Raw genomic sequence first — 23,800 nt, 5'->3', positions numbered from 1 at the left:
TAATATTTGAATTATGAAACCTGTTTATATAGTATCTTGGTTGTTCGCATTGGCGATATCTTTCGTGTCTTGCGACGATTGGTTGGATAAGACACCAAAAGACCGCCTGTATCCGGATGTATATTTCAAGACTGAAGATGAGTTGCGATTATTTACGAATCAGTTTTATAACAATCTGGTTCCGTCCGCTGTCGATATTTATTCCGAGTCGTCCGATTTGATTGTCAAGTCCGACTTGATGCTCGAAATGTCCGGACAGCGCATCATACCCGATGAAGGAAACGGTTGGAATTTTACGGCACTTCGCGATATTAATTTCTATCTGCAGTATTCCCATAACTGCACGGAAGTGAATGCCCGTAACCGTTACGATGGTGTTGCCCGTTTTTTCAGAGCTTATTTCTACTTTGAGAAGGTGAAGAGATACGGCGATATTCCCTGGTATGACAAAGCACTCGACTCGGATGATCCCGAATTGTATAAAGCCCGTGACTCACGTGAATTTGTCATGCAGAAAATGCTGGAGGACCTGGATTTTGCGATAGCCAATCTTCCGAAAACGAAGAATGCGTATGTACTGACCCGGTGGACGGCATTGGCCCTGAAATCCCGTGTCTGCCTGTTTGAGGGTACTTTCCGCAAATATCATGGACTGGAGGATTATGAAAAATACCTGAATGCCTGTGTCTCGGCTTCTGAAACCTTTATGAACGAAAGCGGATATACACTCTATAAATCGGGCAGCACACCTTACAGGGATTTATTCGCTTCCATAAATCTACAAGCGGATGAAGTGATTTTCGGCCGTGACTATGAAGCTTCTCTTTCTGTGCTTCATAATGTGCAGAATTATGAGAACTCCACCACAATGGGACGTCCGGGAATGAACAAGAAGATAGTGAATTCTTATCTGATGGCGGACGGAAGCCGTTTCACGGATAAAGCCGGTTATGAAACGATGACATTCGATCAGGAATGTCAGAATCGGGATCCACGACTGGCACAAACCATCCGTACCCCTGGATATACGAGAATTGGAAGTACAAAGAAAGAAGCCCCGAACCTGGCTTATACCATGACCGGATATCACCTGATAAAATATTCGATGACGGCTAACTACGATGAATATAATAAATCGTGCAACGATATTCCCCTGTTCCGCACGGCAGAGGTGTATCTGAATTTTGCAGAAGCAAAAGCCGAACTGGGCACTTTGAAGCAAGCTGACATCAATAAATCTATTAAATTACTTAGAGACAGGGTAGGAATGACTAACCTGGATATGGAACTGGCAAATTCAAAACCCGACCCGTATTTGATGAGTGCTGCCACAGGTTATCCGAATGTGAAAGGAGCCAATCAGGGAGTAATCCTTGAAATCCGTCGCGAACGAACCATAGAACTGGCAATGGAGGGTTTCCGTTATTACGACATCATGCGTTGGAAAGAAGGTAAACTATTTGAGAACGATCTGCTGGGAATCTATGTTCCCGGGCCCGGTACTTACGATTTAGATAAAGACGGTACGGATGATGTCTGTTTCTACGTAGGAACAAAACCTGCCGGAAATGTACCTTTATATTTAGAGATTGGCGAGCAGATTCGCTTGTCGAATGGTGAAAGTGGTTATATCATCTGTCATAGTCTGATTACCAAGAAATGGAATGAAGACAGAGATTATTTGTACCCTGTTCCTATCAGCGAACGTACTTTGTCCAATGGTGTGATAACACAGAATCCCGGTTGGAATGACGGATTGAACTTTAATTAATTAGATTCAGAAATATAAATTCTTATGAAAAATATGATTTCTTATATATGTCTTTTGGCAACCGTGTTTGCCAACTTGTCCTGTGCCGACGACATGGACAACTCTAAATTCGATAATATGATACCTTACGGTAAACAGGAAGTTTCCTATACTTATCCGAAAGGGGAGGGGAACCTTAGAGTGTTGACCTTTAATATAAGGCATTGTGCCGGTAACGATGACGTGATTAATTATGACAGGACAGCCGCTGTTATCAACGGAATGGAACCCGATGTCGTTTGCCTGCAGGAAGTGGACTACATGACTACCCGTAGTAATAAAGTCGACCAACTGAAAACCTTGGCGGATAAAACAGGCATGAACCACTATTTTAGTAAGTCAATCGCTTATCAGGGTGGTGAATACGGTAACGGTCTTTTGTTCAAAGGGACGCCGATCAGCACGAAGACTTATCCCCTTCCCGGTGCCGAACTCCGTTCTGCTGCCATAGCTGAATTTGAGAACTATGTAGTTATCTCCACCCACTTGGCTTTGGAAGAGAATAATAGAGTTGAATCTGCAAAACAGCTCACAGACCTTGCCAAAACATATAATAAAGTGGTTTATATGGCTGGTGACTTTAACGAGGACTTGATGAATGGCACATTCTTTACGGAACTGAAGAAAGAATGGGAGGTTGTCAGTTCTACAGAAAACACTTTTCCTACCGGACAGGCTACCAAACGGATTGATTTTGTTGTTACTTTGAAAACTCCACCTACCACTGTGGTAAAATCGAATGTAATATACAACCTGGATGGTGTCAACGTAGCAATAACTTCCGACCATTATCCACTTTATTGTGATTTTAAGAAGCCGGCCGGACTTGAAGAATATCCGAAGGCAGAAGGTGACCTGCGCATAGGTAACTATTTCCTGACCTATTGTAAAGGCACAGATGGCGTGATTGATTACGACCGGACAGGACGTATTATCGCCAAAATGAATGCGGATATTGTCTGCTTGCAGGGACTGGATAAGGAAACGGAACGTTCGGAAGGTATCGACCAGTTGAACGTACTGGCACAGAAAACGAATATGCATGATTACTTTGCTAAAGCCATTGATTATAAAGGCGGTGAATTCGGTGTTGGTATACTGACAAAAGAAGAACCTGTAAGTGTAGACAGATACCAAATGGCGGGAAAGAGCGAGATGCGTGCAGCCATGGTAGTGGAATATGAAAAGTTTGTAGTAGCCAGTACCAATTTCGATACGGATATGGCAAAGCGTATAGAGGCCCTTCAAACGTTAGAAACGAAACTGTCCGCCTATAATAAACCTGCATTCCTGTTAGGATACTTCAATGAGGGCGACTTGGAAAGCGAGTTTTTCCAAATGGTGAAGAGTAACTGGAATCTTCTTAGTGCTGATAAGTCTACCGAAGTCAGTGGTAAGAAACGTCGCCTTGACTTTATCGTGTCTTTGAAGAGTCACAACGTAAACGTGACGCAGACTGATGTGATAGAAAGTCTATCGGGAGTAGATGTGACCGTTGCTTCTACACATTATCCTCTTTTCTGTGATTTCTCCGGTTTAAAATAGAAACGTTATAGAGAGGCTGCACAGAGCTATGCACATATCGTGTGTAGAACTGTGCAGCTTCATTATATAGCTTATCAAACATCAAATGGAGTGGTATAAAAAAGGAGAAAGTGGTACATCTTGAAAACTATTTAGTTGAAGTTATCATTCTTTCTCCGATCTATGACTTTATGGACTTTTTTCTCTCTTCATGCGGTCAATGAGAAATAATCGTGTAACTTTGTAAACTGTTAGTGTAAAAACAAGAAGAGAAAAAAATGATAGTTTGCATAGCCGAAAAGCCATCAGTAGCACGCGATATAGCCGAAGTACTCGGCGCTCATACCAGAAAAGAAGGATATATAGAAGGAAACGGATACCAGGTGACCTGGACATTCGGGCATCTTTGTACCCTGAAAGAACCGCATGAATACACGCCTAACTGGAAATCGTGGAATTTAGGTAGTCTGCCAATGATTCCTCCACGTTTCGGCATCAAGCTGATAGAGAATCCTACATACGAAAAACAATTCCACATTATCGAGGGACTGATGCAGAACGCAGATGAAATTATCAACTGCGGTGATGCCGGGCAAGAAGGAGAATTGATTCAGCGTTGGGTGATGCAGAAAGCAGGTGCACGCTGTCCGGTGAAACGGCTGTGGATTTCTTCATTAACAGAAGAAGCTATCCGGGAAGGGTTTGCGAAGCTGAAAGATCAGACTGATTTTCAATCACTCTATGAAGCCGGACTTTCCCGTGCGATGGGTGACTGGCTATTGGGAATGAACGCCACCCGTCTTTATACCATTAAATACGGTCAAAATAAACAGGTGCTTTCCATTGGTCGTGTGCAGACACCGACCTTGGCACTGATTGTCAACCGCCAGTTGGAAATAGCCAATTTCGAACCCAAGCAATATTGGGAACTGAAAACCAACTATCGGGATACTACTTTTTCCGCACTTATTCGCAAAAGTGATGAAGAAATAGCTGCGGAAGAAGAAAAGAACGGTGGAAAAAAGAAAATAGATAATCCGGGTATCGACCCTATTGCTAACCGGGAAGAAGGTGAGGCATTGGTAGAACGTATAAAGGATCTTCCGTTTGTAGTCACTAGTGTTGGCAAGAAAGACGGGAGAGAGTTCGCCCCACGTTTGTTCGACTTGACTTCTCTTCAGGTAGAGTGCAACAAGAAATTCGCTTATTCAGCTGATGAAACGCTGAAACTGATCCAGTCTCTTTATGAGAAGAAGGTAGCTACCTATCCGCGTGTCGATACTACTTTTTTGAGTGATGATATTTATCCGAAATGTCCCGCTATCCTGAAAGGACTTCGTGATTACGAAGTCTTGACAGCTCCGTTAGCCGGCACTACACTTCCTAAATCAAAAAAGGTATTTGACAACTCGAAAGTAACGGATCACCACGCCATTATCCCGACCGGAGTCTATGCTCAAAACCTGACGGATATGGAACGTCGTGTCTATGACTTGATAGCCCGTCGTTTTATAGCCGTATTCTATCCGGACTGTAAGATTTCTACTACTACAGTCATGGGCGAAGTGGATAAGATAGAATTCCGGGTAACCGGAAAACAAATCCTGGAACCGGGATGGCGTGTTGTATTTGCCAAAGATGTAAAAGAACCTACCGAAGAAAAAGAGGAAGAGGATGAAAATGTACTTCCTGCTTTTGTAAAAGGAGAAAGTGGTCCTCACATTCCCGACCTGAATGAAAAATGGACGCAGCCGCCCAGACCTTATACCGAAGCAACTTTGCTTCGTGCAATGGAGACAGCCGGAAAACTGGTGGACAATGATGAACTTCGTGATGCCTTGAAAGAGAATGGTATTGGTCGGCCGTCTACCCGTGCTGCCATTATTGAGACATTATTCAAACGGAACTATATTCGTAAAGAAAGAAAGAACCTGATTGCCACCCCGACAGGAGTGGAGTTGGTGCAGCTCATTCACGAAGAATTATTGAAATCGGCAGAACTGACTGGTATTTGGGAAAAGAAGTTGCGCGAAATTGAAAAGAAGACATACGATGCCCGCCAGTTTCTTGAAGAACTGAAACAGATGGTTTCGGAAATAGTGATGAGTGTACTTTCTGATAACACAAACCGACGCATTACTATTCAGGATGCAGTAGCTGCAAAAGCCGAAGAGAAAGAAAAGAAAGAAACTAAAAAGCGCGAACGTAAATCAAGTGCACCGAAAGAAAAGAAACCAAAAACAGGAAAAGCGGCAAACGAAGTAAGTTCTAATTCGGCACCTTCTCCGGCTCCGGTTACTACTCCTGCTTCAACTCCTTCTGCTGCAGGTGATGTAGATACGTTTGTAGGTCAGCCATGTCCGCTTTGTGGTAAGGGAACTATTATTAAAGGAAAAACTGCTTACGGATGTTCGGAATGGAGAAATGGATGTACTTTCCGGAAAAATTTCTAATATAAAAGGGGTAAGATAATTGGGAGTAAAAAGACCGTCATATCACGAAGAGAGTGAGAGATGGAGGTTCTGCAATTAACAGGTTAGATTTAATCTGCATTATATGAATGCGGCCTCTTTATTATGCTGCATTGAAACAAATTAAGTGTGTTTGCAGTCCAGACAAATTTCCTGCCTTACTATTGCTTTTTACTGATTTATTTTGTATCTTTAGTGGTTTCATCCTTTCAGAGATAGATGGTCACCTTATAGAATGACTAATATCACCTTATAAAGTGACATTAGTCATTCTATAAGGTGACCATTGTCCCGTTGTAACGTGACAACTACTCGAGTGCATAAAAGATTCTAGTTTTCTGCATAGAAAATCTTAAATCTATGCATTGAATAATCTTAAATACAATAAAGGTTATGGAGATATTACTTTATGGAAGTAGAATATCTTACTCGATCTTTATACGAATTTTATTTCGTTCCATAGCTGTTATCTTGTGATTAATGTCTTCTTGCACTGGTGAATTTCATTTTATATGCTGCCATACGATGACAAGGTAAAGTACACTGCTGAAAATAGTTAAGTGAAAAGCTACCTGGTTTGTTGAAAAATACTATATTTGTACACAACTCTAAATGTTCTATTTATGAAACACGACTGTCAACCAAAACCCATTGATACGGATTATATGGTATTGGTGCATGATATGATACGATTATCAGGACAAATAGCTCGAAATGTACACAATATGGGCAGAACCTGTATGTTTTGCCATCAATAAGTTATAAGCATGAACCGTTTTATAAACTACTACAAGAAGATATTCTCACAAGAGTATATGGATCGCACCATTTCGGGGGGTATCAAGTCGCAGCTCACCCTGTTACTCGTTACTATTGCTACGGTGCTGGCTATCTTCTTTATCATCGTGATGTTCTTCTCTATCCAATTTTATGGACATGAGGAATGGGGCGAAAGGCTCTGGGTGGTGTACAACAACTTTGTGGATCCTGGTAACCAAATGAACGAGACAGCTTGGTCCAGCAGGCTATTGCTGGGAATTGTTAGCTTTTCGGGATCCATTTTATTGGGCGGTGTGCTCATCTCTACCATTTCCAACATTATAGAGCGGCGTGTGGATGTGGTAAACACGGGGCGAATGACTTACCGCAACATAACTCAACACTATGTATTGATAGGCTTCAATGAACTATCTATCAATATGATACGCGAACTATATAACGAATGTCCTTCGGCACGTATCTTGCTGATGAGCGGTATAGAGGCAGCAACGGTGCGCCATCGCATACAGTCTGCCTTGCCCATCGAAATAGAGCGGCAGGTGCTTGTTTACTTTGGCAACATTGAGTCGATCGAAGAACTTCAGCGGTTGAACATAGTGAGCGCGAGTGAAGTGTATGTATTGGGTGATGAAGAACGTTGCGGACGCGATGCTAAAAATATAGCGATTGTGCATTTGGTGAGTGCTTTGCGTGGCAAATGCCCCGATGGCAAGGTGATGCCTGTATATGTGCAGTTCGACAGCATCCCTTCGTACTCTAACATACAGAAAATGAATCTGCCGCCGGAGGTGTTTTGCATTGAGGGGAAACCTAATATCTTTTTCCGTCCCTTTAACCTCCACGAGAATCTGGCCCGGCAACTATGGAGTCTCTATGCTGCCGATAGTGAAAGATATTATGATCCGCTAGACTATCGCCCCATAAGCATAACGCAACAACCTGATGGAAGCTGGAGTGCTATTAGTCAAGACTATGTGCATCTGGTTATTGTGGGATTCAACCGGATGGGACGCTCGCTGTTGCTTGAAGCACTACGTATCTGCCATTATGCCAATTACGATGACCGTCTGCCGGCAGATGAACGCATACGTACCCGCATCACTTTAGTAGATCGAGAGATGGAGTCACAGAAAGACTACTTCAAAGCTCAATTTCCTTATATCGAGAGTCAGATAGACGATATTGAGGTAGAATATTGCCATGACGACATTTGTAGTACTGCTATGCGCACCCGTCTACAACAATGGGCACAAAATAAACACTGTATGCTTACAGTGGCTATTTGTGTGCATGATCCCGATTTGAGTCTCTCATTAGGACTCAATTTACCGCATGAGGTTTATCAGCATCAATGTCGTGTACTTATCCGTCAGGATTTCAATAACGATTTGTCGTCGATAGTGGATGATGAGCAAGGGCGTTATCGTTATGTCAAGGTGTTCGGCATGGTAGATAGGGGGATGAAGAAAAACATCTTGCAGGATAAACTCGCTTTGTATGTGAATTACCTCTACGATTGTTGCTATACGGATGAAAGCCTCAAGCAGAAAGAGGTGTTGAAGAAGATGTATGAATCTTATAGCAGCCACTCTGCCGACTTCATTTTGATGAATCACCAGGCACACTATCTGTGGAATAAATTGAGCGAGCCGTTACGTTGGGCTAACCGCTATCAACTGGATGCCTATAGTGTGTTTTGTCGCACGTTAGGCTACGGTATTAAGCGGAGCGACCGTTCGCCGGCGCGTATATCCGTATCTATGTTCAATGAGAATCTACCGTCTCAAGTTTTGTATCTGTTGGTGCGCATGGAGAAATACCGATGGAATGCCGAGCGTACGGTGGCTGGCTGGAGACGTGCCGAGGTGAAAGATAAAGTTTTCTTGCAACACCCTCTCATTATGCCTTTCAACGAATTGTTGCAAAAGTACCCCGAAGAGGTGGAGAAGGATGCCGACGTTATTCTTAATCTGCCCTATGTACTGGCATTGGGAGGATATGAACTTTATAAACTGGCGTAACCCTTTACGTTGAAAACCTAAAATTTCTTCCTGCATTGAATAAATGCCTTTTTTTCATTAAAATCATCTTTCTTTTGAGGAATAATTGTGGTGCATTTGTTCTTATTATAAATAAGAAGATCAATTATTTAAATAGAATGAATATGAAGAAAAAATTAGCAGGAGTTGCATTGGTGTTGGCTACCGTCTCTTTGATGAGTATACAGCCTGTAGAAGCATGTACGCGTGCGGTGTATATAGGCCCTGACCAGATGGTGGTAACGGGACGTACAATGGACTGGAAAGAAGATATCATGACGAATATCTATGTATTTCCGCGTGGCATCCAACGTATGGGACATAATAAGGAAAAAACAGTGAACTGGACTTCCAAATATGGAAGTGTGATTGCTACAGGATATGATATAGGTACTTGTGACGGAATGAACGAGAAAGGATTAGTAGCTAGCCTGCTTTTCTTGCCGGAATCCATTTATTCTCTTCCCGGTGATACCCGTCCGGCAATGGGCATCAGCATTTGGACACAGTATGTGCTTGATAACTTTGCCACAGTACGCGAAGCGGTGGATGAATTGAAAAAGGAGACTTTCCGCATTGATGCTCCCCGTATGCCGAATGGAGGACCGGAGTCTACCTTGCATCTGGCTATCACTGATGAAACAGGCAATACGGCCGTATTGGAATATCTGGATGGGAAATTGAGCATTCACGAAGGAAAAGAATACCGGGTAATGACAAATTCTCCTCGATATGAATATCAGTTGGCCATTAATGATTACTGGAAAGAAATCGGTGGCTTGCAGATGTTGCCGGGAACTAACCGGGCAAGCGACCGTTTTGTACGGGCTTCATTTTACATTCATGCCATTCCGCAGATTGCGGATGCAAAGATTGCAGTTCCCAGCGTATTGAGTGTGATGCGTAATGTTTCCGTGCCATTTGGTATTAATACACCGGAGAAGCCTTATATATCTTCTACCCGTTGGCGTTCCGTATCCGATCAGAAGAATAAGGTATATTATTTCGAATCTACCCTGACTCCGAATTTGTTTTGGCTGGATTTGAAGAAAATTGATTTTAGTCCGAAAGCCGGTATTAAGAAACTGTCTCTGACAAAGGGCGAAATTTATGCAGGTGATGCAGTGAAGGATTTGAAAGACAGCCAATCATTTACCTTCCTTTTCGAGACTCCGGTCATGTAATTTGTCAGTGTGATAGATATATAAAAGAGTGGTGGACAAATGCTTGTAATCAAGCTTGTCCACCATTCTTTTATATGTATCGTTTATAACTTGATTGTTATTTATCCGCTTTATCGTCTGGCATATTCCTGATGAAACTCTATGACTGCCTCTATCCCTTTCCGGAAGATCTCCAATGAGCAATTCTCATTTGGAGAATGAATCGCATTCGATTCGAGTCCAAATCCCATCAATACGGTTTTGATTCCCAATACCTGTTCGAAAGTAGAGATGATGGGGATACTTCCGCCACGGCGTACCGCCAACGGCTTTTTCCCGAAAGCGATTTCGAAACCTTTCTCTGCTGCCTGATAGGCAGGAAGTGAAATCGGGCACACATATCCTTGTCCTCCGTGCATGGGAGTCACTTTCACCTGTACTGTATCAGGAGCGATACTAAGAATATAATCTGCGAACATTTGCGAAATCTTATGGTGATCCTGATGCGGCACTAACCGGCAAGAGACTTTAGCATAAGCCTTTGAAGGCAGTACGGTTTTAGAACCTTCTCCTGTATATCCGCCCCAAATGCCACATACGTCAAAAGACGGACGGCAACTGTTACGTTCCAATGTGCTATATCCTTTTTCTCCGAAAAGCTCTTTTACACCGATTGCTTCTTTGTATTTCTTTTCGTCAAAGGGAATATGGGCTATCATTTCCCGTTCGGCTTGCGGCACTTCTTCCACATCATCGTAGAATCCGGGAACAGTGATACGTCCGTCGGCATCCGTTACTTTGCTGATAATCTGGCAAAGCACGTTGATCGGATTGGCTACCGCACCTCCGAAATGTCCGGAATGCAAGTCACGATTCGGTCCCGTCACTTCTATTTCCCAATAAGCCAGCCCGCGCAGACCAGTAGTCAATGAGGGAAGTTCGGCTCCTAGCATACTCGTATCCGACACTAGAATAACGTCTGCTTTCAGCAATTCTTTATGTTCTTCGCAGAAAGCTTCCAAGCTGGGCGAACCTATTTCTTCTTCACCCTCGAAGATGAACTTCACATTATTTTTTAGTAATCCGTTTTTGACGAGATATTCGAAAGCTTTCACCTGAATAAACGATTGTCCTTTGTCATCATCCGCTCCACGTGCCCAGATATGTCCGTCACGTATTTCCGGTTCAAACGGTTCGCTTTTCCAGAGTTCCAATGGTTCGGCCGGCATCACATCGTAATGAGCGTAGATTAATACAGTCTTTGCATCCGGGTCTACGATCTTTTGAGCGAAAACAACCGGATTGCCCTGTGAGGGCATTACCAATGCTTCGTCCACACCTGCTTCCAATAACAGCTGTGCCCAGCGTTCCGCACAAGCCAGCATATCGTCGTGGTGCTCCGGCAAAGCACTGATGCTGGGGATGCGGATGAGGCTGAACAAGTCATCCATCATCTTAGGTTCGTGTGCCGCTATGTATTTCTGAATCTCGTTCATTAGAGTTGCGTCGTTTTATCCAGTAAGTAATAATCGAGTATAGTCATGGCGGCCATTGCTTCTACGATAGGTACGGCACGAGGTAATACGCAAGCGTCATGACGTCCGCGTGCTTTCAGAGTGGTGTCGACGCCATCAATGTTGACAGTTTCCTGTTCCATCAGCAGCGTGGCAATCGGTTTGAACACTACACGGAAATAAATATCCTGACCATTACTCAATCCTCCCTGAATACCTCCGGAGTGATTGGTGTGCGTCTCGATCCGTCCGTTATTGTTATAGAAAACATCGTTCTGTTCGGAACCTTTCATTTTCAATCCCTTGAATCCTTCGCCGTATTCGAATGCTTTGGCAGCGTTGATGCTTAACATGGCGTTACCCAAGGCAGCATGAAGTTTACCGAAAACAGGTTGTCCCAATCCGATGGGGCATCCCTTAATGACACAGGTCAGTGTACCTCCGATGGTATCGCCTTCACCTTTTACCTTATAGATAAGGTCTGCCATTTCTTTTGCTTTTTCAGGGTCCGGACAACGTACATCGTTGGTTTCTATCAGGTCGAAATTATAGTCCGAGTAAGTACCCTCAAGCTTGATAGGACCTACCTGCGAGGTATAGGCAGTGATGTTGACTCCCAGTTGGCGGAGTGCCAGCTTAGCCAATGCACCGGCTACAACGCGCGAAATCGTTTCGCGTGCAGAGGAACGTCCGCCGCCACGATGGTCACGGATTCCATACTTCACCGTGTATGTGTAATCAGCGTGTGAAGGACGATATACATTTTTCAGATTGTTGTAGTCATTGGGGTGTTGGTTTTCATTCCAAACGATAAAACCGATAGGACACCCGGTTGATTTCCCCTCAAAAATACCTGAAAGAAACTCTACTTTATCAGCTTCTTTGCGTGGGGTGGTAAGGATTGATTGTCCCGGACGACGGCGATTTAGTTCTTGTTGTACAAATTCTTCGTCGATGGTAATTCCTGATGGGAATCCGTCAATCACTCCTCCAATTCCTTTTCCATGAGACTCACCGAAACTTGTGAGTCGAAAGATATTGCCAAATGAATTAAACATAGTTGTGGCTTTTTTAAAATTACTATATGCAAATATAACAAAGTTTTCGGTAAGAAAGTTGCGAACTCGAAATAACTTCGAAAAAGGAAGCATATTGAACCTTTTTTCTTCTTTTTAGTTTATAAAGGACGAATTTATTGTAATAACTAAACCAAAGACGTATGAAAAAGAATCTATTGTATTTATTGGCATTGGTATGTGCTCTAACTTTCTTTGCTGCTTGTAGCAGTGACGATGACAACAGTGATAACAAGAATAACGAGAATCCTCCCGAAGAGGAAGCTGTGATAACGGCTCCGGATGTAATCGGAACGTATTGGGGAAATCTGGATATATCCATGATACCGGATGGTTCTGACCAGGAAATTGTCATCGGCGACGGAATAGAGAAGTTTATCACGCTCTCGCAGGTCAGCAATACGGAAGTGAAGATTGAACTGAAGGATTTTGAATTGTTCATCAATCAGCAGATACTAAAGTTTGGAGATATTGTCATTGATAAATGTGAAGTGAAGAAGGGGGAAGGTGTGTCTACATTCACCGGACAGCAAGACCTTACGTTTGAAGGAGATGCCGCCTCTTTGGGTACTTGCCCTGTGACAGTTACGGGAACTGTAGAAGATGGAAATGCAGACATGACTATTAATGTGAAAGTGCCTGCATTGCAACAGACGGTGAAAGTAACCTACTTCGGAGTGAAGCAGGTGGCAGAGCCTAGTGGGACTTAAAAAGCATACCCGAAACCTATATTCAAGTAGATGGGGTACATGGCAAAAGTGATCGTATTAAAATCGTTTTTAAATATATCATTCAATCCCCAGGTAAGATCGGCGTACACATTGAGGTGTTTGAAGGCTCGCCATCCGGCTCCTACTTGTAGTCCCCATTGGAAATGTCTCAAATCGTCCGAGAAATCGTATGTTGCAATTTTGCCGTCGGTAAACTCTACTTTCGGACCGGTGGGATTATCTTCCCGCAAATATCCTTCGTATACGTGACCTGAAAATTCTCTTGAAAGCAGATAGGAGAAATAAGGCCCGGCTTTGATGTTCCACCGGTTGGTTAGTTTGTAGGTAGCCATTAGAGGTATTGTCAGTCCGGCGGTATGTACTTTGGTTTTTACTCCGCCTGTCCATACTCCACTGATTCTTTCACCTCCTTGCCCGAGAATCTCCATATTATAATTCTTCACAGTGGCTTCGGTAGTCATTGCTTTGTTTTCAAGCCGCAATCCGACTATAATTCCGAGCTTGTTCTGAACGGCAATCCATTTGGTCACTTCACCTCCTATACTGATAGCTAATGTCGGGTTATATCCGTCAATGGAACGGATTTCCACCGGAAGAGGAAGCGGGGCTGTGCCGCCAATGCTGAAACCTGCTTTTATCTCATATTCCAGTCCGTGAAGGGCGGAACGGATCAGTGTTTCATTTCGATCAACCTGTGCATAGCCGGGGAGGGCTATTCCTATACAGGTTAGTAAGCTGAATATATACGGATAGATTTTCATCGTTCTTGTTGTTATAAAGTTATTTAGTTTTACTAATTTTCCGAGTGATAGATTAACTCGGCCTCATCAATGAGCAACGTACTTCCGATTGCTCCGTTAAAATGATCTCCTTCCAGACTTGAGGTGAACACTATGGCTATATTATATTTTCCATCCCTTAGCTTTTCCTTATCTATGAATTTGCCGGGGAGAGTGGTGAAAGGAAGCTTAAAGTAAGTCCATTCATTTGTTTCTTTGGCATTATCAATCCGTGCTGTTGAAATTAGATTTGGGCTGGTAAACGCGTTCGTCCCATCAAGAGTTGGAACAGATTCACTGGTTTCGTACATGATGGCATATATGTCACAGATATCCCGTTTCCCATTTACAGGTTTGCCTCCTTCTGTAAACTGATCTCCTGCTTTATATTTATAATAACCTGCCAGATAAGTAGGTACATGCCGGAAAGGAAGACCGAATTTAGTTGCTTTAAGCGGATTACTCATCGCATTGTTTACATCGAAGGAACCGATAAACAGATTTCCTGCCGCAATGGGCATTCCTGCTAACTGTCCGAAGAATCCGGTACTGCGTGTCACTAAAGAAAGGCATTTGCCGGCTTTTCCGTCCGTTATTTGGAAAGTAGGATAATCATCAGCTGTTTTAGCTACACCGGTCATGGCATAGCCCGCATTTCCGCTGGCCCATTCCATAACGACTTTATCTCCTTCGCGTTCTACAAATATGTAGTACTTCTTTCCGCCAAGCGTATCTTCGAAATTATAGTTCGTGGCAAGTTCGGTGTCGATAACCGATACGATATACGTTTTCTTCCAAACACCATCGGCGGCTGTAACAGTATATTCTTGTGGAGTATTGAAATTTCGCTCCGTACCGCTAAGGGGACTAATTGTAGCTCCCGGAGTCAATGTAAATTCAGGTGTAAGTTCTGAAATATCAGTTCCCGGACCGACGAAGATAGTGATGGAATTATTGTTAATAATAGGACTGGTTGTCATGGCTACTCCCGGTAGTATGCAACTTAATATGTCTGCTTCTGCATTGAGAGCTTCTTCGCGGATACAAGAAGAGGAAACAATAGCCAGCAGCAAATAGAGAATCACGTGTTTTGCTTTCATTTTTCTATCAATTCTTTCTGTTAAAGTTTGGTATATGGAAGGTTTTATAACAATATGAGATTTTATTTGTTCATTATAGAATGCTGGAAAAGAAAGAATTTCCTATTTTTGTGGAACTAAAACTTATAAGTCCATGACTGAATCAGAAAGAAGGCAAATTATAGAATTGATTAAGAAAGAAGTCATTCCGGCTATTGGATGTACGGAACCTATCGCAGTAGCGCTTTGTGTAGCTAAGGCTGCTGAAACGCTGGGAGTGAAACCGGAGAAGATAGACGTCTTGTTAAGTGCTAATATATTAAAGAATGCCATGGGAGTCGGAATCCCGGGGACGGGTATGGTAGGGCTTCCCATAGCTGTAGCTTTAGGTGCGTTGATTGGCAAATCAGACTACCAGTTGGAAGTATTGAGGGACTGTACGCCGGAAGCGGTGGAGCAGGGAAAACTGTTTATTGCAGAAAAACGGATTTGTATTTCTCTGAAAGAAGATATTACGGAAAAGCTTTATATCGAGGTGAACTGTAAAGCGGGAGATAAAACAGCTAAAGCTATCATTGCCGGTGGACATACCACCTTTATATATATAGCCAAGGGTGAACAGATATTGCTCGACAAGCAACATACAGTCAGCGAGGAAGAGGAAGATGCTTCGCTCGAATTAAACTTGCGTAAAGTCTATGACTTTGCACTGACTGCTCCGCTGGATGAGATCCGTTTTATCCTTGATACAGCCCGTTTGAATAAAGCTGCTGCCGAGCAAGCCTTTAAAGGTAACTACGGACATTCTCTAGGTAAAATGCTTCGAGGAACTTACGAACATAAAGTGATGGGTGACAGCGTATTTTCTCATATTCTCTCTTATACATCAGCTGCTTGCGACGCCCGGATGGCGGGTGCAATGATTCCTGTCATGAGTAATTCCGGCAGTGGTAATCAGGGGATATCCGCTACACTCCCTGTCGTTGTCTTTGCCGAAGAGAACGGAAAGAGCGAAGAAGAACTTATCCGTGCTTTAATGCTAAGCCATCTTACTGTTATATACATCAAACAAAGTTTAGGACGTCTGTCCGCTTTATGTGGCTGTGTGGTAGCTGCCACCGGATCCAGTTGTGGAATCACCTGGTTGATGGGGGGAAACTACAATCAGGTTGCCTTCGCCGTTCAAAACATGATTGCTAATCTGACAGGAATGATTTGTGACGGTGCAAAACCGAGTTGTGCTTTGAAAGTAACTACCGGAGTTTCGACAGCTGTATTATCTGCAATGATGGCAATGGAAGACCGTTGTGTGACTTCCGTAGAGGGAATTATCGACGAAGATGTAGATCAAAGTATCCGCAACCTGACAAGAATCGGCTCGCAAGCCATGAACGAAACGGATAAAATGGTGCTTGACATCATGACGCATAAAGGATGCTGATTTCAAGTATTAAGTATTAGCTCAAATAACGGCATAAAAAAAGTATTAAGTATTAAAGCCCGGCTGTGTCCGCACGGAATTAATACTTAATACTTTATATTTAATACTTTATTTAGTGACAGTGTCCGCCTTCGCAACCGCAGTCGTCTCCGCAGCCATCACCGCAGCTGTCGCATCCGCAACCGCAGCCATCACCACCACTCATCATTTTCACAAGTTCCTGAATTTCTTCGTTCGTAGCAGGACGGCTTTCCAGTATTTCACCTTCAAAGATCAGGTCGGCACCAGCCAACGGGTGGTTGAGGTCGACTACTACAATATCCGGTTTGATTTCTACTACGCTGGCATTTACGCGTTGACCGTCACCAGTCATCAAAGGCACGATGTTACCCTCTTTAATACGTTCACTGTCAAATTTGCCATCTATTTCAAAGATATTTTTGGGGAGGTCAATAACGTGTTGTTCGTCATATTGTCCGTAAGCCTTATCTGCCGGAATGGTAAAGTCAAATTTATCACCTTTAGAAAGAGCAGTTATCTGATTTTCGAAATCTTCGAGTGTTGTTCCTAATCCTGAAATGAATTGAAAGGGATGTTCTGCTTTTGCTTCTTCGAACAACTCTTTTTCACCATCTTCCATTGTATATAGTTTGTATGCAACGGTAATGTACTTGTTTTCTACTGTTTCCATCTGATATTTTTTGTTTCTGATTAATAATTCCCGGTAATCCGGGTCGACAAAGATACGAATTATTTGCTTTTACTCCGGTATAGGGAGGGTAAATTTCAGATTATTAAGTGCTTTTGTCAGAAAAGAAAAGTAGGACACATCCTTTGATAATAGTTGTAAATTCAACCTTTAAGTGATAAAATAGAGAAATAACACCACTCTTCTCTTACAATTATTAGCTTTTAAGTGATTTTTTTCTTCGATTTGTTTGGAGTTAATAAAAAAGCCCTTACCTTTGCAGCACGAAAATAAAGAAAAGAAGATATGAATATGTTACATACATCTATTAACCTAGCAGTCCTGCATATTATTCGCGTCGTGGTGGTCCCATCAAGAGCGTGAGAAAGGTTTTTGTGTTGTATGTGTTCGTACCATAAAAGATAGAATTTAGAGCCTTTCTCACTTGTGTGAGGAAGGCTCTTTAATTAAAAGATAGATTGAAATGAAAAAGCAATTACGCAGTTCGTTTAGTACACAAGGCCGTCGGATGGCGGGAGCCCGTGCATTATGGGCAGCCAACGGTATGAAGAAGAATCAGATGGGTAAACCCATTATCGCTATCGTCAATTCGTTCACACAGTTTGTTCCGGGACATGTGCATCTGCATGAAATCGGTCAGCTGGTGAAGGCAGAGATTGAGAAGCTGGGATGCTTCGCTGCGGAATTCAATACAATAGCTATCGACGACGGTATAGCAATGGGACATGACGGTATGCTTTACTCGCTTCCTTCACGTGACATCATTGCAGACAGTGTAGAGTATATGGTTAATGCGCACAAGGCAGATGCAATGGTATGTATCAGCAATTGCGATAAGATCACTCCCGGAATGTTGATGGCAGCTATGCGTCTGAATATTCCTGCCGTATTTGTATCGGGCGGTCCGATGGAAGCCGGAGAATGGAATGGTCAGCACCTGGATTTGATCGATGCGATGATTAAATCGGCCGATGAAAGTGTCAGCGATCAGGAAGTAGCGAATATCGAGCAAAATGCTTGTCCTACTTGCGGATGTTGTTCCGGTATGTTTACCGCCAACTCAATGAACTGCCTGAATGAAGCAATCGGACTGGCTCTTCCCGGAAACGGAACCATCGTAGCTACACACGAGAATCGTACGCAGCTTTTCAAAGATGCAGCAGAACTGATCGTGAAAAATGCAAAGTTATATTATGAAGAAGGAGACGAAAGCGTACTTCCCCGTAGTATTGCTACCCGTCAGGCTTTTTTGAATGCCATGACGCTGGATATAGCGATGGGGGGATCGACCAATACAGTTCTTCACCTGTTGGCTATTGCTCATGAAGCAGAGGTAGACTTCAAGATGGACGATATCGACATGCTTTCCCGCAAGGCTCCTTGTCTCTGCAAGGTGGCTCCCAATACACAGAAATATCATATTCAGGATGTAAACCGTGCCGGTGGTATCATTGCTATCATGGATGAACTGGCAAAAGGAGGTCTGATAGATACATCCGTTCGACGGGTAGACGGAATGTCATTGGCGGAAGCTATTAATGAATATTCAATCACCAGTCCGAATGTAAGTGAAAAAGCAATTAAGAAATATTCGAGCGCAGCCGGAAATAGATTCAATCTCGTACTTGGTTCACAGGGTATGTACTATAAGGATTTGGATAAAGACCGTGCAACCGGATGTATCCGCGATTTGGAGCATGCTTATAGCAAAGACGGTGGATTGGCCGTGTTGAAAGGTAACATTGCGCAAGACGGTTGTGTAGTAAAAACAGCAGGTGTAGACGAAAGTATCTGGAAGTTTACCGGACCTGCCAAAGTATTTGATTCGCAAGAAGCAGCCTGTGAAGGCATTCTCGGAGGCCGAGTCGTCAGTGGCGATGTCGTCGTCATTACGCACGAAGGTCCGAAGGGTGGTCCTGGTATGCAGGAAATGCTTTATCCTACCTCTTATATTAAATCTCGTCATCTCGGAAAAGAATGTGCTTTGATTACCGACGGACGTTTCAGTGGCGGAACTTCCGGATTGAGTATCGGACATATTTCTCCTGAAGCGGCAGCTGGAGGCAATATCGGAAAAATTGTAGACGGAGACATCATAGAAATCGATATTCCGGCCCGGAAGATTAACGTGCGACTGACGGATGAAGAATTGGCAGCCCGTCCGATGACTCCTGTCACTCGTGACCGTTATGTGCCGAAGAGTCTGAAGGCTTATGCCAGCATGGTAAGTTCTGCCGATAAGGGAGCAGTGAGATTAATCTGATATAGTTCATTTATCAACTATCAACTAATATGAAAGATTTAATAACAGGTGCAGAGGCTATGATGCGCTCTTTGGAACATCAGGGAGTGACTACCATCTTCGGTTACCCCGGTGGTTCCATAATGCCGGTGTTTGATGCCTTGTACGATCATCGAAATATATTGAACCATATTTTGGTTCGTCACGAGCAGGGAGCTGCCCATGCGGCACAAGGTTATGCCCGTGTATCAGGAGAAGTGGGCGTTTGCCTGGTGACGAGCGGTCCCGGAGCAACTAATACGGTAACAGGTATTGCAGATGCGATGATCGATAGTACACCTATCGTAGTGATTGCCGGACAGGTAGGAACAGGGTTTCTTGGAACAGATGCTTTTCAGGAAGTTGACTTGGTAGGTATTACGCAACCAATCGCCAAATGGAGCTATCAGATCCGTCGTGCGGAAGATGTGGCCTGGGCGGTCGCACGTGCGTTTTATATTGCCCGTAGTGGTCGTCCCGGTCCGGTGGTACTGGACTTTGCCAAGAATGCGCAAGTAGAAAAAACGAAATACGAACCGACGAAAGTCGATTTTATCCGCAGTTATGTTCCTGTTCCCGATACGGACGAGGAGTCTGTACAGGCAGCTGCCGAACTGATTAATAACGCCGAACGTCCGCTTGTATTGGTAGGACAGGGTGTTGAATTGGGAAATGCACAGAACGAATTGCGTGAATTTATCGAAAAGGCGGATATGCCTGCAGGCTGTACGCTGCTCGGACTGTCTGCTTTGCCGACAGAACATCCGTTGAATAAAGGAATGTTGGGTATGCACGGTAATTTGGGGCCGAATATCAATACCAATAAATGCGATGTGCTGATTGCCGTTGGTATGCGCTTTGACGACCGTGTGACTGGCAATCTGGCTACTTACGCCAAACAGGCGAAGGTGATTCATTTTGATATCGATCCTGCAGAAGTCAATAAGAATGTAAAGGTAGATGTAGCTGTTTTGGGAGATTGCAAGGAGACATTGGCTTCTGTGACTAAACTCCTGAAAAAGAAAACTCATACCGAATGGATTGATAGTTTCAAAGAATATGAGAAGGTAGAGGAAGAAAAAGTAATCCGCCCTGAACTTCACCCTGCAACAAACTCTTTGAGTATGGGAGAAGTGGTGCGTGCGGTAAGCAATGCTACTCATCATGAAGCAGTTTTGGTAACGGATGTAGGTCAAAACCAGATGATGTCTGCACGTTACTTCAAATATACGAAAGAACGTAGTATCATCACTTCCGGAGGACTCGGAACAATGGGCTTCGGTCTTCCTGCAGCTATCGGGGCAACTTTCGGAGCACCGGAACGTACCGTATGCGTATTTATGGGAGATGGCGGACTGCAAATGAATATTCAGGAACTGGGTACAATTATGGAGCAGAAAGCTCCGGTGAAAATTATCTGCCTGAATAATAATTACCTCGGAAACGTACGCCAGTGGCAAGCTATGTTCTTCAATCGCCGCTATTCGTTTACTCCGATGTTGAATCCGGATTACATGAAGGTTGCTTCGGCTTATGATATTCCTTCCAAACGTGCTTTTACCCGTGAAGAACTGAAAGAAGCCATTGCAGAAATGCTGGCGACGGATGGTCCGTTCCTGCTCGAAGCGTGCGTAGTGGAAGAAGGCAATGTTCTGCCGATGACTCCTCCGGGTGGTTCGGTCAATCAGATGCTGTTGGAATGCTAGGAGAAGTTGAATATTGAGAATGGAAGATTGAAAGTTCGCAATTAAAATTTAGGATTATGAGTGACAAGACATTATATACGATAATAGTTCATTCCGAAAATATAGCCGGATTGCTGAATCAGGTAACTGCTGTATTTACTCGTCGGCAAATCAACATCGAGAGTCTGAATGTATCTGCTTCTTCTATTAAAGGTGTACACAAGTATACGATTACAGCCTGGACGGATAAGGACACTATTGAGAAGGTAGTGAAACAGATTGAGAAGAAGATCGATGTGATTCAGGCACATTATTTCACCGAGGATGAAATATACTTCCATGAGATTGCACTTTATAAGGTATCTACTCCTGCTTTTCAGGAAACTCCGGAAGCATCCAAGTTGATCCGCAGATACAATGCCCGTGTAGTGGAAGTCAATCCGGTATTTTCTATTGTTGAGAAAAATGGCATGAGCGAAGATATAACCTCACTCTACGGTGAACTGAAGGCTTTGAATTGTGTTTTGCAGTTTGTTCGTTCGGGACGCGTAGCGATTACTACCAGTTGCTTTGAACGGGTGAACGAGTTTCTCGATGGACGGGAAGCCATGTATAACCAGAGTAAAAACCAACAAGAATAATGAGTGAAGAAAATAAAATAGGAACTTATCAGTTTGTGGCAGAACCGTTTCATGTTGACTTTAACGGACGTCTGACTATGGGCGTACTGGGAAATCATCTGTTGAATTGTGCAGGTTTTCACGCAAGTGACCGTGGCTTTGGTATTGCAACACTGAACGAGGATAATTACACTTGGGTACTTTCGCGTCTGGCCATTGAGTTGGATGAAATGCCTTATCAATATGAGAACTTTTCAGTTCAAACATGGGTGGAAAATGTCTACCGCTTGTTTACTGACCGTAACTTTGCTATTATTGATAAGGATGGGAAAAAGATTGGTTATGCGCGTTCCGTATGGGCAATGATTAATCTCAATACCCGCAAACCGGCCGATCTATTGACCTTGCACGGAGGAAGTATCGTAGATTATGTCTGTGACGAACCTTGTCCTATTGAAAAACCTTCACGTATCAAAGTGACAAGCGATCAGTCAATGGCTACCCTGACGGCAAAATACAGTGATATTGATATTAACGGTCATGTGAACAGCATCCGTTACATTGAGCATATCCTTGATTTGTTCCCGATAGAGTTGTACAAGACCAAACGTATTTGCCGTTTCGAGATGGCGTACGTGGCCGAAAGTTACTTTGGTGATGAGCTCTCTTTCTTCTGCGACGAAGTGAATGCAAACGAGTTTCACGTAGAAGTAAAGAAGAATGGCAGCGAAGTTGTTTGCCGTTCGAAAGTGATATTTGAATAAATGTGAGAATACAAAATTGATTAATAACGGATGACGTAAGTCATCAAAAACTAAAAACAAAAAGAAAATGGCACAGTTGAATTTTGGAGGTACTACTGAAACTGTAGTAATCCGTGACGAATTTCCATTGGAAAAAGCTCGTGAAGTATTGAAAAATGAAACAATTGCTGTAATCGGTTATGGCGTACAGGGACCTGGACAGGCACTGAACTTGCGTGATAACGGTTTCAATGTAATCGTTGGTCAACGTGAAGGAAAAACATACGATAAAGCAGTAGCAGACGGATGGGTTCCGGGCGAAACTTTGTTCGGCATTGAAGAAGCTTGCGAGAAAGGTACTATTGTAATGTGCCTGTTGTCTGACGCAGCAGTAATGTCTGTATGGCCTACTATCAAACCTTACTTGACTGCCGGAAAAGCTCTTTATTTCTCACACGGTTTTGCTATCACTTGGAATGACCGTACAGGTGTAGTTCCTCCTACTGATATCGACGTTATCATGGTTGCTCCTAAAGGTTCGGGTACCTCTTTGCGTACTATGTTCCTCGAAGGACGTGGCTTGAACTCTTCTTATGCTATCTATCAGGATGCTACAGGCAAAGCAATGGATAGAACCATCGCACTGGGTATCGGTATTGGTTCCGGTTATCTGTTTGAAACAACTTTCCAACGTGAAGCTACTTCTGACTTGACAGGTGAACGCGGTTCATTGATGGGTGCTATCCAAGGTTTGTTGCTGGCACAGTACGAAGTATTGCGTGAAAACGGTCATACTCCTTCTGAAGCATTCAATGAAACAGTGGAAGAACTGACACAGTCATTGATGCCGTTGTTTGCAAAGAACGGTATGGACTGGATGTACGCTAACTGTTCTACTACTGCTCAACGCGGTGCTCTTGATTGGATGGGCCCATTCCACGACGCTATCAAGCCGGTAGTTGAAAAGTTGTATAATAGCGTGAAGACTGGTAACGAAGCACAGATTTCTATCGACAGTAATTCACAACCTGATTATCGTGAAAAATTGAATGAAGAGCTCCGTCAACTGCGTGAAAGCGAAATGTGGCAGACTGCTGTTACTGTTCGTAAACTTCGTCCGGAAAACAATTAAACTGGATAAATTATACAAGTTTGTAAAAGGGAGAGGGCTGTTTGCTTTCTCCCTTTTTTGGTTAAAAAGAGATTTAGAAATGAATAAATGAAGCTTTCCGAAATTATTTTTCAAAAATATATTGATTATATGGACAAAAAATGCAAGTTTATGTTTATCTTTGCGTCATCAGATAAAATAAACGAGAAGTATGAATTAACTTAACCAGCCCTGAAGAATGATT

17 protein-coding genes are annotated in these 23,800 nt (G+C 43.2%); 12 read left to right on the top strand and 5 right to left on the bottom strand.

Translation table 11 applies throughout. From position 1 onward, the window contains the following. Positions 1 to 13: 13 nt before the first annotated feature. From AB3G73_RS11215 to AB3G73_RS11195, 5 genes are all read left to right on the top strand, one after another. Positions 14 to 1,771 carry a RagB/SusD family nutrient uptake outer membrane protein gene (locus AB3G73_RS11215; protein WP_259023366.1) on the top strand — a complete coding sequence of 586 codons (1,758 nt, stop codon included), beginning with the start codon at positions 14 to 16 and terminating at the stop codon, positions 1,769 to 1,771. 24 nt (positions 1,772 to 1,795) lie between these two features. Further along, positions 1,796 to 3,355 carry an endonuclease/exonuclease/phosphatase family protein gene (locus AB3G73_RS11210; protein WP_195649096.1) on the top strand — a complete coding sequence of 520 codons (1,560 nt, stop codon included), beginning with the start codon at positions 1,796 to 1,798 and terminating at the stop codon, positions 3,353 to 3,355. Positions 3,356 to 3,612: 257 nt separating this feature from the next. Further along, positions 3,613 to 5,787, top strand: a complete 2,175-nt coding sequence (locus tag AB3G73_RS11205; RefSeq protein WP_148365148.1) for a DNA topoisomerase 3 — start codon at positions 3,613 to 3,615, stop codon at positions 5,785 to 5,787. A gap of 785 nt (positions 5,788 to 6,572) precedes the next feature. Then, a complete protein-coding gene (locus AB3G73_RS11200) occupies positions 6,573 to 8,606 on the top strand; it encodes a hypothetical protein (RefSeq protein ID WP_217721700.1) in 2,034 nt (677 codons plus the stop codon). 143 nt (positions 8,607 to 8,749) lie between these two features. Next, complete coding sequence (locus tag AB3G73_RS11195; protein ID WP_074637587.1) at positions 8,750 to 9,808, top strand: linear amide C-N hydrolase; 1,059 nt, start codon at positions 8,750 to 8,752, stop codon at positions 9,806 to 9,808. 110 nt (positions 9,809 to 9,918) lie between these two features. Here the strand turns inward: AB3G73_RS11195 and AB3G73_RS11190 are convergent, their stop codons facing one another. Beyond that, positions 9,919 to 11,283, bottom strand: a complete 1,365-nt coding sequence (locus tag AB3G73_RS11190) for a dipeptidase (RefSeq protein WP_074637567.1) — start codon at positions 11,281 to 11,283, stop codon at positions 9,919 to 9,921. Next, entirely contained in the window at positions 11,283 to 12,359 is a 1,077-nt protein-coding gene (aroC, locus tag AB3G73_RS11185) for a chorismate synthase (protein WP_004306728.1), read from the bottom strand. The genes AB3G73_RS11190 and aroC overlap by 1 nt, the downstream gene beginning before the upstream one ends. Positions 12,360 to 12,520: 161 nt before the next feature. Here aroC and AB3G73_RS11180 point away from each other — a divergent pair, with 161 nt between their 5' ends. Next, positions 12,521 to 13,087, top strand: a complete 567-nt coding sequence (locus tag AB3G73_RS11180; RefSeq protein WP_367744918.1) for a calycin-like domain-containing protein — start codon at positions 12,521 to 12,523, stop codon at positions 13,085 to 13,087. Here AB3G73_RS11180 and AB3G73_RS11175 read toward each other — a convergent pair. Beyond that, entirely contained in the window at positions 13,084 to 13,869 is a 786-nt protein-coding gene (locus tag AB3G73_RS11175) for a porin family protein (RefSeq protein WP_074637572.1), read from the bottom strand. The genes AB3G73_RS11180 and AB3G73_RS11175 overlap by 4 nt on opposite strands. A gap of 32 nt (positions 13,870 to 13,901) precedes the next feature. Beyond that, a complete protein-coding gene (locus AB3G73_RS11170) occupies positions 13,902 to 14,987 on the bottom strand; it encodes a PCMD domain-containing protein (protein ID WP_074637574.1) in 1,086 nt (361 codons plus the stop codon). Between the two features lie 133 nt (positions 14,988 to 15,120). Between AB3G73_RS11170 and AB3G73_RS11165 the strand changes: the two genes are divergently transcribed. Beyond that, complete coding sequence (locus AB3G73_RS11165; protein WP_074557628.1) at positions 15,121 to 16,407, top strand: serine dehydratase subunit alpha family protein; 1,287 nt, start codon at positions 15,121 to 15,123, stop codon at positions 16,405 to 16,407. Positions 16,408 to 16,519: 112 nt separating this feature from the next. Here the strand turns inward: AB3G73_RS11165 and AB3G73_RS11160 are convergent, their stop codons facing one another. Beyond that, on the bottom strand, positions 16,520 to 17,098 hold the full coding sequence (locus AB3G73_RS11160) for a peptidylprolyl isomerase (protein WP_004306740.1): 579 nt from the start codon (positions 17,096 to 17,098) through the stop codon (positions 16,520 to 16,522). Between the two features lie 481 nt (positions 17,099 to 17,579). Here AB3G73_RS11160 and ilvD point away from each other — a divergent pair, with 481 nt between their 5' ends. The 5 genes from ilvD to ilvC all read left to right on the top strand — a co-directional run bounded on the left by ilvD (position 17,580) and on the right by ilvC (position 23,577). Beyond that, positions 17,580 to 19,379: a dihydroxy-acid dehydratase gene (ilvD, locus tag AB3G73_RS11155; RefSeq protein WP_195357651.1), complete on the top strand. Its 1,800-nt coding sequence runs from the start codon at positions 17,580 to 17,582 to the stop codon at positions 19,377 to 19,379. A gap of 29 nt (positions 19,380 to 19,408) precedes the next feature. Beyond that, positions 19,409 to 21,103 (top strand): biosynthetic-type acetolactate synthase large subunit, encoded by a 1,695-nt coding sequence (gene ilvB, locus AB3G73_RS11150; protein ID WP_367744914.1) that lies wholly within the window; start codon positions 19,409 to 19,411, stop codon positions 21,101 to 21,103. 56 nt (positions 21,104 to 21,159) lie between these two features. Further along, positions 21,160 to 21,723 (top strand): acetolactate synthase small subunit, encoded by a 564-nt coding sequence (gene ilvN, locus AB3G73_RS11145; protein WP_148365140.1) that lies wholly within the window; start codon positions 21,160 to 21,162, stop codon positions 21,721 to 21,723. Continuing rightward, the gene (locus tag AB3G73_RS11140; RefSeq protein ID WP_367744911.1) at positions 21,723 to 22,466 is read left to right on the top strand and encodes an acyl-[acyl-carrier-protein] thioesterase; all 744 of its coding nucleotides are present in this window, start codon (positions 21,723 to 21,725) and stop codon (positions 22,464 to 22,466) included. The genes ilvN and AB3G73_RS11140 overlap by 1 nt, the downstream gene beginning before the upstream one ends. Before the next feature lie 67 nt (positions 22,467 to 22,533). Beyond that, positions 22,534 to 23,577, top strand: coding sequence for a ketol-acid reductoisomerase (gene ilvC / locus AB3G73_RS11135; protein ID WP_122136875.1), 1,044 nt, complete (start codon positions 22,534 to 22,536; stop codon positions 23,575 to 23,577). Positions 23,578 to 23,800 lie beyond the last annotated feature (223 nt).

This window comes from Bacteroides sp. L008, from assembly GCF_040812255.1.
GTDB lineage: Bacteria > Bacteroidota > Bacteroidia > Bacteroidales > Bacteroidaceae > Bacteroides > Bacteroides vicugnae.
Note: the sequence above shows the minus strand (reverse complement) of the source record. Positions and strands in the feature narration are given on the sequence as shown.

What these genes read in the sequence shown, in the direction of transcription:
- AB3G73_RS11190 (WP_074637567.1), bottom strand. Translation starts at nt 11,283, where the DNA reads ATGAACGAGATTCAGAAATACATAGCGGCACACGAACCTAAGATGATG.
- AB3G73_RS11140 (WP_367744911.1), top strand. Translation starts at nt 21,723, where the DNA reads ATGAGTGAAGAAAATAAAATAGGAACTTATCAGTTTGTGGCAGAACCG.
- AB3G73_RS11205 (WP_148365148.1), top strand. Translation starts at nt 3,613, where the DNA reads ATGATAGTTTGCATAGCCGAAAAGCCATCAGTAGCACGCGATATAGCC.
- AB3G73_RS11170 (WP_074637574.1), bottom strand. Translation starts at nt 14,987, where the DNA reads ATGAAAGCAAAACACGTGATTCTCTATTTGCTGCTGGCTATTGTTTCC.
- ilvB (WP_367744914.1), top strand. Translation starts at nt 19,409, where the DNA reads ATGAAAGATTTAATAACAGGTGCAGAGGCTATGATGCGCTCTTTGGAA.
- ilvN (WP_148365140.1), top strand. Translation starts at nt 21,160, where the DNA reads ATGAGTGACAAGACATTATATACGATAATAGTTCATTCCGAAAATATA.
- aroC (WP_004306728.1), bottom strand. Translation starts at nt 12,359, where the DNA reads ATGTTTAATTCATTTGGCAATATCTTTCGACTCACAAGTTTCGGTGAG.
- AB3G73_RS11175 (WP_074637572.1), bottom strand. Translation starts at nt 13,869, where the DNA reads ATGAAAATCTATCCGTATATATTCAGCTTACTAACCTGTATAGGAATA.
- AB3G73_RS11200 (WP_217721700.1), top strand. Translation starts at nt 6,573, where the DNA reads ATGAACCGTTTTATAAACTACTACAAGAAGATATTCTCACAAGAGTAT.
- AB3G73_RS11195 (WP_074637587.1), top strand. Translation starts at nt 8,750, where the DNA reads ATGAAGAAAAAATTAGCAGGAGTTGCATTGGTGTTGGCTACCGTCTCT.
- ilvD (WP_195357651.1), top strand. Translation starts at nt 17,580, where the DNA reads ATGAAAAAGCAATTACGCAGTTCGTTTAGTACACAAGGCCGTCGGATG.
- AB3G73_RS11210 (WP_195649096.1), top strand. Translation starts at nt 1,796, where the DNA reads ATGAAAAATATGATTTCTTATATATGTCTTTTGGCAACCGTGTTTGCC.
- AB3G73_RS11165 (WP_074557628.1), top strand. Translation starts at nt 15,121, where the DNA reads ATGACTGAATCAGAAAGAAGGCAAATTATAGAATTGATTAAGAAAGAA.
- ilvC (WP_122136875.1), top strand. Translation starts at nt 22,534, where the DNA reads ATGGCACAGTTGAATTTTGGAGGTACTACTGAAACTGTAGTAATCCGT.
- AB3G73_RS11160 (WP_004306740.1), bottom strand. Translation starts at nt 17,098, where the DNA reads ATGGAAACAGTAGAAAACAAGTACATTACCGTTGCATACAAACTATAT.
- AB3G73_RS11215 (WP_259023366.1), top strand. Translation starts at nt 14, where the DNA reads ATGAAACCTGTTTATATAGTATCTTGGTTGTTCGCATTGGCGATATCT.
- AB3G73_RS11180 (WP_367744918.1), top strand. Translation starts at nt 12,521, where the DNA reads ATGAAAAAGAATCTATTGTATTTATTGGCATTGGTATGTGCTCTAACT.